This window comes from Streptomyces sp. NPDC087428 (assembly GCF_044744085.1).
Classification (GTDB): domain Bacteria; phylum Actinomycetota; class Actinomycetes; order Streptomycetales; family Streptomycetaceae; genus Streptomyces.
Genome location: NZ_JBIUXR010000008.1, coordinates 113,346 through 127,237, shown reverse-complemented (window position 1 = coordinate 127,237; position 13,892 = coordinate 113,346). Strand labels below are relative to the sequence as shown.

Sequence of the window (13,892 nt, the reverse complement as noted above, 5' to 3'; positions counted from 1 at the left end):
AAGGCAGTGATCCGGGGCGCCGTCACGGGTCATGATCGGGGCGCCGGTGGGCGTGCGCGTCCACCGGCGCCCCGATCATCACCGCGTCCCGAAGGCAGGTCCACCCGTATGAGACTGACCCGTGCCGCTCTTGCCGTCGCCGCCGGCGCCCTGGCCCCGGCCCTTCTGCTGACCACGCCGGCGTTCGCCGCCGGTGCCCCCTCCGCGTCCACCACCGTGGCGGCGCCGACGGGCCCGGACGGCTCCGGTACACCGGCGGGCGACATGTCGGAGGACGACCTCCGTGTCGCGATCCTCCGCATCCTGGCGGACGAGGACAGCGGCAAGCGGGTCATCCGGGAGGCGAACGAGGCCCTCGACGGCACGGTGGAGGACATGCGCGCGTTCCTGGAGACCGGGTACCGCCTGGCCCAGGCCGAGGACGACCGGGTAGCCATCACCCGTCTCCTCGCCGACCCGGACAGCGGCAAACGCGTCATCCGCGAGGTCAGCGCGCTTCTCGACAGCGGCACCCCGGAAGAACTCCGCACCTTCCTGGAAACCGGCTACCGCCTCGCCCAGGCCGAGGACGACCGGGTCGCCGTCGCCCGTATCCTCGCCGATCCGGGCATCAGCGGCGCGCTCCGGGCGGCGGCCGAGCGCGCGATCGACGGCACCCCGGAGGAGCTGCGGTACTTCCTGGAGTACGGCCGGTTCGAGGTGGACGCGTAGGACTCCACCACAGCGGCCGGGGTCTCGCGGGCCCGGCCGCTGCGGTCGTGGTGCCTCAGGGACGGGGCACGTTCCGGAGGTTGGAGCGGGCCATCTGGACCATCCGGCCCACTCCGCCGTCCAGCACGATCTTGCTGGCGGAGAGTGCGAATCCGGTCACCATGTCCGCGCTGATCTTCGGCGGGATGGAGAGCGCGTTGGGGTCGGTGACGACGTCGACGAGGGCCGGGCCCTTGTGCCTGAAGGCGTCCTTGAGGGCGCTTTCGAGCTGCTTGGGCTTCTCGACACGTACGCCGTACGCGCCCGAGGCTCGGGCGATGGCCGCGAAGTCCGGGTTCTTGTTGGTCGTCCCGAACGACGGGAGTCCCGCCACCAGCATCTCCAGTTCGACCATGCCCAGCGCGGAGTTGTTGAACAGTACGACCTTCACCGGCAGGTCGTACTGGACGAGGGTCAGGAAGTCCCCCATCAGCATGGTGAATCCGCCGTCCCCGGACATCGAGACGACCTGCCGGTTCCGGTCCGTGAACTGCGCGCCGATGGCCTGCGGCAGCGCGTTGGCCATCGAGCCGTGGGTGAAGGATCCAATGACCCGGCGTTTCCCGTTGGGTGACAGGTAGCGGGCCGCCCAGACGTTGCACATGCCGGTGTCGACGGTGAACACCGCGTCCTCGTCGGCGAGTTCGTCCAGCACCGAGGCCACGTACTCCGGGTGGATCGGCACGTGCTTGTCGACCTTGCGGGTGTACGCCTTGATCACGCCCTCCAGGGCGTCGGCGTGCTTCTTGAGCATCCGGTCGAGGAACTTGCGGTCGGTCTTCGCCTTCACCCGCGGGGTCAGACAGCGCAGCGTCTCGCGGACGTCGCCCCAGACCGCCAGATCGAGCTTGGAGCGGCGGCCCAGGTGCTCGGGCCGCACATCGACCTGGACGATCTTCACATCGGTGGGGAGGAAGGCGTTGTACGGGAAGTCCGTGCCGAGCAGGATCAGCAGATCGCACTCGTTGGTGGCCTCGTAGGCGGCGCCGTAGCCGAGCAGGCCGCTCATGCCGACGTCGTACGGGTTGTCGTACTGGATCCACTCCTTGCCGCGCAGCGCGTGCCCGACGGGGGACTTCACCCGCTCGGCGAACTCCATCACCTCGGCGTGTGCGCCCGCCGTCCCGCTGCCGCAGAACAGCGTCACCCGTTTGGCCTCGTCGACCATCCGGCAGAGCTTCTCGATCTCGGCGTCGCCCGGCCGCACGGTGGGCCGTGAGGTGACCATGGCGTGTTCGATCGACTTCTCGGGTGCGGCCTGCGAGGCGATGTCGCCCGGCATCGAGACGACGCTGACGCCGCCCCGGCCGATCGCGTGCTGGATGGCCGTCTGGAGGAGCCTCGGCATCTGCTGCGGGTTGGAGATCATCTCGTTGTAGTGGCTGCACTCCTGGAAGAGCAGCTCCGGATGGGTCTCCTGGAAGTACCCGAGGCCGATCTCGCTCGACGGGATGTGCGAGGCGAGCGCGAGCACGGGTGCCATGGAGCGGTGTGCGTCGTAGAGGCCGTTGATGAGGTGGAGATTGCCGGGTCCGCACGATCCGGCGCAGGCCGCCAGCGTGCCGGTGATCTGCGCCTCCGCACCGGCGGCGAAGGCTGCCGTCTCCTCGTGTCTGACCTGGATCCAGTCCATGCCCGAGTGCCGGCGGATGGCGTCGACGACCGGGTTGAGGCTGTCGCCGACGACCCCGTACAGGCGCTTGACGCCCGCGCGGGCGAGGATGTCGACGAACTGCTCCGACACGTTCTGCTTGGCCATGGGTGCGTACTCCCTCTGCCTGGGCTCCGTGCACGTTCGGCTGTCCGGACTCCGGGGCACGAAACCTCGGCCGGACCGGTTCTCCGGAGTCCATCAACCCACGGCGCGCGCGGTTACGCCTCCCAGACGCCGACCGCCGTCCGGTCGTCGGCGTACCCCTTGACCCTGAGCCGGGTGTCCGCGAGGAACTCCGTGAGGCCCGGTGCCGGGCCGGGTGACCAGCGGTCGGCGAGCTCGTCGGCCAGCGCCGGTTCGTCGCGCAGCGGGTCCGCCAGACCGTTGCTGCACAGCAGCAGGGTGTCGCCCGGCCGGGCGACGGAGGCCCGGAACCGGAACGGTTCGGCGGGCGGCGGGACCGGGCTCTCGATGTACGGGGGCGGGGCGGTGGTGATCCCCAGGTCCATGGTCAGCCGCTCGCCGTCGGGCCCGCTCTCGGGGGACGCGGAGCCGAAGCCGACCACGCCCTCCCCGGTGAGTTCGCCGGGGTGCGGAACCTCGGGTTCGAGGTCCTGCCAGCTGCCGTCCCGCAGCCGGAAGAGCCCTCCGCCGCCGACGCCGAAGAAGACCCGGGTGCGGCAGTCGGGGTCGGCGGACAGCAGGAGGCAGCGCAGACCCGAGGTGTACTCGTGGGGTTCGAGCCCGAGTTCGGCGGCGCGGGCGCGGAGCTTGCCGTAGCTGCGGTCGGCGAGCCGGTGCAGACCCGATTTGAGTTCGCCGCGGCGGCCCGCCCGTATGTCCTCGGAGAGCCGGAGATGGCTGCGTCCGACGGCCTCGCCGATCCAGCGGCACGCATCGGCGGCGGCCGGGTGCACACCTTCGGCGGTGCGGGCGCCGCCCGCGACGGCGACCAGGACGAGGGCGCTCTCTGCGGTGCCGAAGCGCACGGTGAGCAGCGCGTCGCGCCGGGGCTCGCCGCGGAACCGTGCGGAGTCGCCGCGCACGGAGGCGGCCCGCAGGGTGTACGTCCCGTAGGTGGCGCCGTCGAGCACGGTGTCGGCGACGAGTGCGTGGATCTCGCGCGGGTCGGTGGCGGGCAGCGCGGTGGGCTCCGCGTCGTACGTGGGCGGCCTGGCACCCACGTAGGACGCGGGGCGCGATGCCGGGGTCCCGGCGGCGGGGGCGGTGTGGTCCGGGGCGGTGGGCGCGGGGAGCTCCGCGTCCGGCCGCTCGTTCTCGTCCGGCCGCTCGATCCCGTTCCGCTCGACGACCGGCCGTGTGGGCAGCGGCGGGGCGATGCGGGGATCGGCGGGTGGGGGTTCGGGTGCGGCAGGGGGCTCGGGCGCCACGGCCTCGGGCGCCGGGACGGGTATGGGTGCCGGGGCCGGCACGGGCACCGGCGCGGCGAAGGTGCGGGGCCCGGGTGGGCCGGCCGGGGGCTCCCAGGGAGCGCGTACGGGCTCCTCGCGCGACGGTGGCGGCGAGGGCGGTGGCGTCGGAGGCGGCACGGGTGGGGCCTGCGCTGTCCGGCCGGCCTCCGGTGGCGCGGCCCGTGGCTCGGGCACCGGCGCGGCGGCCCGGTGCGCGTCACGGCCGTCGGGCCCCACGGCGTCCGACGCCGAGTCGAAGCGGTCGTCGAGACTGTCGGCCGCCTGGCTCGCCCCGGTGTCCGGGGCGGATTCGTCGTACAGCCTGCGCCACCAGTCGTCCTCGTGGGCGGCGGGCCTCTCCCCCTGCTGACTCATGCCCATATTGTCCACCGCGGGGGCCGTCGCAAAACGGATCATCCCGAAAATGTGGTGAGAGCACCCCACGGAAAAGGGTCCGCCGGGCGGCCCCACCCCCCACGGGAAGGACGCCCGGCGGACCGGTCGGGTGACCGTGCGTCAGCGCACGGCGTACGCGTTGGTCACGGTCTGGACGACGGAGTTGCCGTTGGCGTCCGTCAGTTCGGTCCGCAGGGTGACCGGCTTTCCGGCCGCGTCCGCGTGGTTCACGGTCGCGGTCCAACTGCCGCCCCGCTGGGCGGTGGTGGCCGAGATCCAGGTCTTCCCGGCGTCGTACGAGTACGACACCTCGGCGGCCGTGAGCTTGCCGGGCCTGTAACCGGCGTGGCCCGTGACGCTGAGCCCGATCTGCTGACCGTCCTCGGCGGCCAGGGTCTTCATGCCGTCCGACGGCAGGTCGTAGCCGGGGAAGAGCAGCGGGATGCCCTGCGAGTAGACGTTCTCGTCCCGGTGCGAACGGAACTTCCAGGTGGTCTCGGTGGCGGTGGAACGCTTCCACACGGCGGCGGGCGAGCCCGATTTCAAGGTCGTCATGGTGAGCTCGTACGCGGCGTCCTGCGCCGGGACGGTGAACACCCCGTACGGCCAGGCGGACTGGCCGATCACCGTGGAGCCACTGGTCAGCCGTATGCCGCCCAGGTCACCGAAGGAGCCCTGGAGGCCGAGGTGCTCACTGTCGCTCCAGAAGCCCGGGGCCACCCCGATCCGGTTGTCCTGGCGTTCGGCGGCGAGCTGCTCCACGCCCTGGTCGTCGCGGGGCGCGGACGGGACGAGGACGCCCCGGTACCAGTCCTCCGTGCGCTTCGAACCGGCCTTGTAGGTACGGAGCTTGTCCATCATCGTCTCGCCCCACGGGAAACTGGAGGAAAGCGAGTGCTGCCAGGCGGTGTCACCTGCCGAGTAGTACTCGGTGCGCTTCCCGGGAGAGAGAACGGTGTCGACGCCCCCGAGCAGGTACGCGGCGCCGTACGGCCTGGAGGCGACCATCGAGTCGAGGTAGTCGGCCCGGACGCCCATCGATTCGTATGTGGCGTCGGTCCTGCCGAGCTTCGAGTCCTTGACCTTGTAGGTGCGGTCCGATGTGAGGGTGGTCTCCGGGAAGGAGAGGGTGTAGATGAACGGGCTGACCGCGGTGGCCTTCCAGTCCAGCTTCACCGGGCCCGAGGCGATCCGGGCGGCGAGGGAGGCCGCCTCGTCGGCCCGCAGGCCGAGCGTGGGCAGCGGGGCCGTGCCGTAGCCGACGGACGGCAGCCAGGAACCGGCGGACGGCCGGTGGGCGACGAGCGCCACGGCTCCGGCCGCCTTGGCGTTCCGTGCCTGCGTGAGGACGGCGCCGGTGTCGGGCACCCGGACGAGGGCGATCTTGCCGGACACCCCGGCGGCCGCCAGCTCGGCGGGCGTTCCGGTGCCCGCGTCGACGACCTCGGCCCGGCCCGTGCCATCGAGGTTGACGGAGCCGGTGGAGGCGGACACCGGGTGGAGCACTCCGCCACCGGTCACCGAGAGCTTCTCGATGAGCGGGGCGTACGCCCGCCAGAAGCTGTCGAACTCGAAGGTGCCGTCCTTGGCCTTGCCCTGGACGTCGACCAGGTAGTCCTGGATGATCCGGCCGCCGGAGATGGAGCCGGAGTGCAGCCAGTCGCCCTCCCAGGTGCGGCCGAAGGCCAGGGTCGCGCTGCGGGTCTCCGTGGCCCGGTCCTCGGTCTTCAGCTTGAGCCGGTGCGCCTTGCGGGCGTCGAGCACCAGCGTGGTGTCCTTGGTGACGTTCAGCTGCGGCCTGGCGAGGTAGCCGACCGACTTGGCGAGGGTGCCGGTGGCGTCCTCGGGGTCGGCCGAGACGACGAAGCTGGAGACGAAGTAGGCGCCGGGGCGCACCTGGTACACCTGGTCGGCCGAGCCGTTGTTGAACCGTCGGGTGCCGGTGGAGGTGTCGGTGCCGACCACATCGAGCGACGAGGAACCGGCGGCGGGCTCGCCGTTCGCGTCGATCAGCTTGACGCGCAGGGTGACGGTCTCGGCCTGGACGTACAGCGAGAACGGGGTGGAGACCTTCACCCCGCCGGGCGCGGTGGCCAGCACCCGGCCGGTGACGTCGCCGTACTGCGCGGCCTGGAGCTTCGCGGCCGGATCGAGCTTCAGCGGCACCTGGACGGTCCCGCCGGCGGGCACGGTGACGCTCTTCGAGCCGAGTTCGGCGACGGACGAGCGGACGGCCGAGCCGTTGTTGCCCGTGACGCCCCGCACCGTGAGCGCCAGCTTCACCGGCTTGGTGCCCGTGTTGGTGTACGGCACCTGGACGGTGGTGCGGTCGCTCTTGTCCTGGGGCCAGTTGAAGGTGCCGCCCTGGACGGCGGGCGCGCCGGTCACGGTCGTGTCGATGGCCGCCTTGACGTCGAGCCGGCCGCCGCCGGTCTCGCGTACGTCACCGGGGATGTCGCTCTTCGCGGACGACACGAGGGCCGCCTTGACCTGCTGTGCGGTCCACTCCGGGTGGCGTTCCTTGACGATGGCGGCGGCGCCCGCGACATGCGGGGTGGCCATCGAGGTACCGGACATCGTCTGGTACGCGTAGACACCGCGTCCGCCCGCGGCGGCCGCGGAGATACCGACGCCCGGGGCGGTGATCTCGGGCTTGAGGGTGTGCGAGCCGATCGTCGGCCCGCGGCTGGAGAACTGGGCGGTGGAGTCGTCCCGGTCGACCGCGCCGACGGTCAGGACGCTGGGCGCGCAGCCGGGCGAGGAGACGGTGTTGAGGGTGGGGCCCGCGTTGCCCGCCGCGATGACGAACAGGGTGTCCTCGCTCTTGCCGAACTCCTCGGCGGCCAGGCTCATCGGGTCGGTGCAGTCGGTCGGGGCGGAGCTGCCCAGGCTCATGGAGACGACGTCGGCCTTCTGGTCGACGGCCCACTGCATGCCCGCGATGATCCAGGAGGAGTCGCCGGAGCCGCTGTCGTTGAGCACCTTGCCGACGAGCAGGTCGGCGCCGGGGGCGACGCCCTTCTGCTTGCCGTCGCTGGCCGCGCCGGAGCCGCCCACGGTGGACAGGGTGTGGGTGCCGTGGCCCTGGCGGTCGTCGGTGCTGCCGGAGTCGGTGAAGTTCTCCGACGCGGTGATCCGGCCCTTGAGGTCGGGGTGTTCGGCGTCGGCGCCGGTGTCCAGGACGGCGACCTTGGTGCCCTTGCCGTCGTAGCCGGCCGCCCAGGCGAGGTCGGCGCGGATCTGCTTGGTGGACCGGTCGAGGCTCGCCTCGACCTTGCGGTCCAGCCAGAGCTTCTTCATCCCGGCGGCGGAGCGCGAACGGCTGCTGGTGACGTCCGCCCAGAAACCGGCGGCCTTCTCCTTGTCCGCCTTGAGCGCCACCCCGTCGATGACCGGGAGGGCGAGTCCGCGCTCGGCACCGCGCGGGGTGGCGGGCGTGGACCGGGAGGTGTCCTTGGCGTAGGTGGCGATGAGCGGTACGGAGTCCGTGTGCGCGTCGTCGTAGCCCTGCCGGATCAGCCCGGTGACGTTGAAGAGTTCCTCGTCCACGGTGCCGGCGGCGAGCGCCTTGGCCGCGGAGTCCGGGTAGACGTAGAGCTCCTTGCCGGAGCGGCGGGTCTGCACGAGCGGGAGGGTGCCGTCCTCGCGGGCCAGCGCGGTGGCCGAGGGGTTCCCCGAACTGTCCGTGTTCACCAGCACCTTGTCACCCGTGACCAGTGTCACGGTGACCGGCTTTCCCTGTGCGGCGGCAGCCGTCGCACTGCCGGTCAGCGGTCTCTTCGTGGCCGTGTCGCCCTGTGGCGCTGCCACGGACGGCGCGATCACCGTGACGGCCAGGACGGCGGCGGTGGCCGCTCCCAGTGCCGTACGCGATATCGGACGCATCGCTCTCCCCAAGTGAAACCGGAACGGGCAGCACAAAGCACCACGTTCCGGAGGTTGTCGGTGCTGCGGTGGCGCCACATTGGCAGAGGGGCGGGCAGTGCAGCGATGATGTGCCGAGGCGGGTTTACGCCGTGGCCGCTTTCCGCCACGGCTGGTCGGCCGAGAAGCACGACATGACACGGAAGCACTGCGTCCGGGAGGGGTCCGGGGATGCTGGGAGCCATAGGTCTCGACGAGAGACAGGAATCGGCCTATCGCGCGCTCGTGGCGCTGGGGGCCGCGGAGCTCTCCGATCTCGCGCACCGGCTGGCGCTTCCTGAGCCGGAGACCGAGCGGGCGCTGCGGCGGCTGGAGCAGCACGGTCTGGCCGCCCAGTCGTCGGCCCGTACGGGGCGGTGGGTGGCGGCGCCGCCGGGGGTCGCGCTGGGTGCGCTGCTGACGCAGCAGCGCCATGAGCTGGAGCAGGCGGAGCTGGCGGCGGTACTGCTGGCCGAGGAGTACCGGGTGGACGCCGCGGAACCCGCCGTCCACGACCTGGTCGAGGTGGTCACCGGCGCGAGCGCGGTGGCGCACCGGTTCCATCAGCTCCAGCTCGGCGCGACGAGCGAGGTGTGCGCCCTGGTCACCGGGAAGCCGATCGCGGTCAGCGGTCTCGACAACGAGTCCGAGGAGCAGGCCGCCACGCGTGGGGTGACGTTCCGGGTGGTGGTCGAGCGCGAGGTGCTCGCGCTGCCGTCGGGGATCCTGGAGCTGTCGGCGGCGCTGAGCCGTGACGAGCGGTGCCGGGTCGTGGACCGGGTGCCGACGAAGCTGGTCGTCGCCGATGCGTCGCTGGCGATGGTTCCGCTGACGGGCCGCGGCGCGGAGCCGGCGGCTCTGGTCGTGCACGCGTCCGGGCTGCTGGAGTCGCTGATGGGGCTCTTCGAGGCGGTGTGGCGCGAGGCGATGCCGCTGCGGCTCGGCGAGAGCGGGCTGCTGCGGGAGGACGTGAGCGGTCCCGATCCGACGGATCTGGAGGTTCTTTCGCTGCTGCTGGCCGGGCTGACCGATGCCAGTGTGGCGAAACAGCTGGAACTGGGGCTGCGGACCGTGCAGCGCCGGGTCAAGGGCCTGATGGAGCTGACCGGGGTGTCGACCCGGCTGCAGCTGGGGTGGCACGCCTACGAGCGGGGCTGGGTGTCCCGCGAGCCGCGCGCCTGAGGATTCCCCGGCGGTACGCCCTCTGAGCTGCGCCGACGGGCGCGGCTCCGGTATCGGTGTCCGGGTGTCGACGACGGGCGGGACCGGCGGGATTCCGGCACGCTGGTCAGATGAGTGTGTGGCAGCTCGTCGCCGTCGGCCTGGTCATCCTGCTCGGCCTGATCGGTGTGCTGGTGCCCGGTGTGCCGGGTCAGGCGATCGTGTGGGCCGCCGTGCTGTGGTGGGCGCTGGCGGACAACACCCCGGCCGCCTGGGCCGTGCTGATCGGCGCCACGGCCCTCCTGCTGCTGAACCAGGCGCTGAAGCCGCTCCTCGCACCGCGCCGCCCGCGTGAGTCGGGCGTGCCGCGCAGGACGCTGACGCTCGGCGGGCTCGGTGCGATCGCCGGCTTCTTCGTCGTCCCGGTGGTCGGCGCGATCGCCGGGTACGTGGGCGTGATCTACGGGGCGGAGCGGCTGCGGCTGGGCAGCCGGGGGGCGGGGTGGGCCTCGGTCCGCTCGGTGATGCGGGCCACCGGCTACTCCGTGCTGGTCGAACTGTTCGCCTGCCTGCTCGTGACAGGGGCATGGCTGGGCGTGCTGCTCCTGCGCTGACGCGGGGCGCACCGCTCCGGCACGTGACTTCACGTAGACGGAGTCCGATCACATGGAGAGAAACACATCGGATCTCTCGCACCCTATTGACGCTCGGATAACGCAAGTCTACCTTCCGTGAGGACATAGCTCGGATGAATTGCTGCGCCCGACTGCGTACGAGCCGCCAGGAGATGCCTTGCCCACAGCACCGGACCCCGCCTCCTCCCCCCGGACCGATCCCCCCTCGCCCGCCCCCTCCCGCAGAACCGTCCTCGCCACCGGGACCGCGCTCGGCGGCGCCCTCGTGGTGGGCGGCGCGGCCGTCCCCGCCCAGGCGGCCGCCCCGGCAGCGGCCGCGACGGCCCCGGTCGCGGTGCACTCCCCCGCCGACAGCTGGAACACCGTCCTCGACGACGCCGATCTGCACTGGCAGAAGCTGCCGAAGACCTGGTACGAGGGCCCGTACCTGGGCAACGGCCGGCTCGGCTCCGGCATCTACGCGGAGCCCGGCGCCGAGACCACGGCGATCCGGTTCAACGTCCAGCACTCCGAGGTCCAGGACCACCGCCCCGAGTACGGCTCGCTCTTCGGCCTCGCCCGCCTCCCGATCGGCCACTTCACCCTGGAGCCGGCCGGCACCATCACGGGCATCGACTGGCGGATGCGGCTGCGCACGGCCGAACTCCAGGGCACGGTCACCACCTCCGCCGGCACCCTCACGCTCCGCGCCTTCATCCAGTCCACCGGCGACGTCCTGGCCGTCGAGGTGACCCCGAGCGCGGGTGAGAAGGGCTTCCGCTGGGTCTTCCACCCGGCCGAGGCGATCAGCCCCCGGGCCGCCTTCAAGCCGCTGCCCGACGGCTACACCGGCCATCCCCCGGCCGTCGTCGAGCAGCACGGCGGCACCTCCGCGGCCGTGCAGTCGCTGCTCGGCGGCGGACAGCACGTCACCGCCTGGCGCGAGCGGGCGCGCGGCGCCGGCCGCACCCTGTACGCGACCGTCGCGCACTCCCACCCGAGGAACACCGCCCGCGACCGCGCCCTGCGGACCGTCACGGTCGCCTCGGCCCTCCCGTACACGCTGCTGGCCGCCCCGCACCGCCTCTGGTGGGACCGCTTCTACCGGAAGAGCTTCCTGTCCCTGCCCGATGCCCGGCTCCAGCGGTTCTACTGGATCCAGCTCTACAAAACGGCGTCGGCCGCGCGCAAGGACGCACCCGTGATGGCCACCTCGGGCCCCTGGCTGGAGCCCACACCCTGGCCCAACACCTGGTGGAACCTCAACGTCCAGCTGGAGTACTGGCTGATCCACGGCTCCAACCACCTGGAGCTGGACGCCGTCACCCGGGCCCTGAGCGAGTTCCGCGACCAGCTCTCCCGCGAGGTCGCCGCCCCCTACCGGGCGGACTCGGCGGGCATCCCCCGGACCACCGACCCGCAGCTGGTCAACGGCGCGGCCGTCGCCGACGGCGGATACGGGGTCGGCATCCCCGGCCAGGACCCGCCCACGCCCGAGGTCGGCAACCTGACCTGGGCCCTGCACAACGTCTGGCTCTCCTACCGGCACACCATGGACCGGTCGATCCTGCGCGACACGCTGTTCCCGCTGCTGCGCAAGGCCGTCAACTACTACCTGCACTTCCTCGCCCCGGGCGCGGACGGCAAGCTGCACCTCCCGGCGACCTTCTCCCCTGAGTACGGCGTCAACGCCCCCGACTGCAACTACGACCTGATGCTGCTGCGCTGGGGCTGCCGCACCCTGCTCGACTCGGCCCGGGAACTGGGCGTCCGCGACCCGCTGACCGCCCGCTGGGAAGAGGTCCTGGCCAGGCTCGCCCCGTACCCGGTGAACGAGAACGGCTTCATGATCGGCGCCGGGGTGCCGTTCGCGATGTCCCACCGCCACTACTCGCACATGCTCGCGGTCTACCCGCTGTACGAGATCAACGGCTCCACCGACGCCGAGCGCGCCCTGATCGAGAAGTCCCTCGCCCACTGGGTCGGCTTCGAGGGCGCGCTCCAGGGCTACACCTTCACCGGCGCGGCCTCCATGTCGGCGCTGCTCGGCAAGGGCGAGGACGCGCTCAAGTACCTCGGCCAGCTGATGAGCCGGTTCATCCAGGCCAACACCATGTACAAGGAGTCCGGCCCGGTCATCGAGACCCCGCTGTCGGCGGCCCAGTCGCTGCACGACATGGTCTGCCAGTCCTGGGGCGGCACCATCAGGGTCTTCCCCGCGCTGCCGGCCGCCTGGCGCGAGCTGACCGTCCATGACTTCCGCACACAGGGCGCCTTCCTGCTCAGCGCGGTACGGGAAGGGGGCCGGACCCGCTGGGTGCGTCTGACGAGCGAGGCGGGCGCGCCCTGCGTCGTGCGGCACGGCATCGAGGGCGCGATCGAGGTCCGCGACCGGCACGGCCGCCCCCTGGGCCATGAGGAACTGGCCGACGGTTCGGTCCGCGTCCCGCTCCGCAAGGGCGACTCGGCCCTGATCACCGCGGCGGGCGACCGCCCGGACCTGACCGTCCGCCCGGTCACCGCGAACGAGCCGGCACCCAGCTGGGGCCTGCCGGCCTGACCGCCGCTAACCGGACGCCCGGTCCGCGCCCTCCGCGTGGCGTACGCCGTAGGAACGCCACGGCCGCCACCGGTGCGAGCCGGGCGTCCCGTACGGGTCGACATCGGGGTCACCCAGCGCGCGCATCCGGATCAGCGCCGCGGTCGCCGGGCCGATCCCCGGCAGCCGCAGCAGCGCCTGTTCCGCCTCGTCCCGGTCGGCGCCCGCGTCGAGCCGTACACGCCCGTCGGCGAGCGCCGCCGCCAGCGCGCGCAGCCGTGGGTCGGCCGCCGAGCCTGCCAGCACGCCCGGTTCGGGAAACACATGGGTGAGCCCGCCGCAGGGCACGTCCAGGCGCTTCCCGTACGCCTCCACGAGCTCCTCGGCCGCCGCCGGACCGACCAGGGCCCGCACGGCGAACTCCTCGGGGTCCGCCGCACCCGGCGAGCGCAGCCCGGGGCGGGCGGCCACCCGTGGGGCGAGCTGCGGATCGGCGGCGAGCAGTTCACCGACGGCGTACGGATCGGCGTCCAGGTCGAAGAGCCGGCGCAGCCGCTGCACCGCCGTGGTCAGGTCGCGCAGGTCGGTGAGGTGGATCCGGGCCTCCAGCCAGTTCCCGGCGGACCGCTCGTCCACGGCGGCGAGGGCGGTGCCGTACGGAAGGCGCAGGGTGCGCCGGTAGGTGCGGCTGCCGGGTCCGCCGCTGACCTCCTCGACCCGGGCGACCGTCCCGGCGGCGAGCAGGTCGAAGACCTCACGGGCGGCGTACGGTCCCCGGTGCGCGAGCCGGAGCGGGATTCCGGTGGTGCGCGCCTCCTTGACCGCCGCACCGAGTCCGGTGCCCGCCTCGGTCCGCAGCTCGCTCGGGGTGCGGGCGTAGATCTGCCGGATCGTGTCGTTGAACTGGCGCACGCTCGCGAAGCCGGCGGCGAAGGCGATCTCGGTGACGGGCAGCGCCGTGGTCTGGAGCAGCACCCGTGCGGTGTGCGCGCGCTGGGCGCGCGCCAGGGCGACGGGACCGGCGCCCAGCTCCGCGTTGAGCTGCCGCTGCACCTGCCGTGAGCTGTAACCGAGCCGGCCGGCGAGACCGGGGACGCCCTCCCGGTCCACCACACCGTCGCCGATCATCCGCATGGCACGGCCGACCACATCGGCCCGGACGTTCCACTCCGCGGAGCCGGGGACGGCGTCCGGGCGGCAGCGCCTGCACGCCCGGAAGCCGTTGCCCTGAGCGGCGGCCGCGGTCGGGTAGAAGCGGACGTTCTTCCGCTTGGGGGTGACGGCGGGGCAGCTCGGCCGGCAGTAGATACCGGTCGTCTCGACGGCGAAGAAGAACTCCCCGTCGAAACGCGCGTCGCGGCTGCTCACCGCCTCGTACCTGGTCTCTTCGTCCATCACACCGTCCAGTGTGCGACATCGCGCACCACCGCACTCGCGGTTTTCGGACGCCGACCAGGGTGCCC

8 protein-coding genes are annotated in these 13,892 nt (G+C 72.4%); 4 read left to right on the top strand and 4 right to left on the bottom strand.

Annotated elements, in window-relative coordinates; all coding sequences use genetic code 11:
• Positions 1-108: 108 nt before the first annotated feature.
• Positions 109-711: an ALF repeat-containing protein gene (locus ACIO3R_RS18480; RefSeq protein WP_402106784.1), complete on the top strand. Its 603-nt coding sequence runs from the start codon at positions 109-111 to the stop codon at positions 709-711.
• A 55-nt stretch (positions 712-766) separates the two neighbouring features.
• On the opposite strand, the gene ACIO3R_RS18475 is transcribed toward ACIO3R_RS18480, so the two are convergent.
• The 3 genes from ACIO3R_RS18475 to ACIO3R_RS18465 all read right to left on the bottom strand — a co-directional run bounded on the left by ACIO3R_RS18475 (position 767) and on the right by ACIO3R_RS18465 (position 8,097).
• Positions 767-2,509 (bottom strand): pyruvate dehydrogenase, encoded by a 1,743-nt coding sequence (locus ACIO3R_RS18475; protein ID WP_385037527.1) that lies wholly within the window; start codon positions 2,507-2,509, stop codon positions 767-769.
• Positions 2,510-2,622: 113 nt separating this feature from the next.
• The gene (locus tag ACIO3R_RS18470) at positions 2,623-4,191 is read right to left on the bottom strand and encodes a protein phosphatase 2C domain-containing protein (protein ID WP_402106781.1); all 1,569 of its coding nucleotides are present in this window, start codon (positions 4,189-4,191) and stop codon (positions 2,623-2,625) included.
• Between the two features lie 141 nt (positions 4,192-4,332).
• The gene (locus tag ACIO3R_RS18465; protein ID WP_402106778.1) at positions 4,333-8,097 is read right to left on the bottom strand and encodes a S8 family serine peptidase; all 3,765 of its coding nucleotides are present in this window, start codon (positions 8,095-8,097) and stop codon (positions 4,333-4,335) included.
• Positions 8,098-8,307: 210 nt separating this feature from the next.
• Between ACIO3R_RS18465 and ACIO3R_RS18460 the strand changes: the two genes are divergently transcribed.
• The 3 genes from ACIO3R_RS18460 to ACIO3R_RS18450 all read left to right on the top strand — a co-directional run bounded on the left by ACIO3R_RS18460 (position 8,308) and on the right by ACIO3R_RS18450 (position 12,450).
• Positions 8,308-9,297: a helix-turn-helix domain-containing protein gene (locus tag ACIO3R_RS18460; protein WP_385037519.1), complete on the top strand. Its 990-nt coding sequence runs from the start codon at positions 8,308-8,310 to the stop codon at positions 9,295-9,297.
• 110 nt (positions 9,298-9,407) lie between these two features.
• Entirely contained in the window at positions 9,408-9,890 is a 483-nt protein-coding gene (locus ACIO3R_RS18455) for a DUF456 domain-containing protein (protein ID WP_402106776.1), read from the top strand.
• Positions 9,891-10,068: 178 nt separating this feature from the next.
• Positions 10,069-12,450, top strand: coding sequence for a glycosyl hydrolase family 95 catalytic domain-containing protein (locus ACIO3R_RS18450; RefSeq protein WP_402106773.1), 2,382 nt, complete (start codon positions 10,069-10,071; stop codon positions 12,448-12,450).
• A gap of 6 nt (positions 12,451-12,456) precedes the next feature.
• Here ACIO3R_RS18450 and ACIO3R_RS18445 read toward each other — a convergent pair whose 3' ends face one another.
• Complete coding sequence (locus ACIO3R_RS18445; RefSeq protein WP_385347165.1) at positions 12,457-13,824, bottom strand: DNA-3-methyladenine glycosylase 2 family protein; 1,368 nt, start codon at positions 13,822-13,824, stop codon at positions 12,457-12,459.
• Between the last annotated feature and the right edge of the window lie 68 nt (positions 13,825-13,892).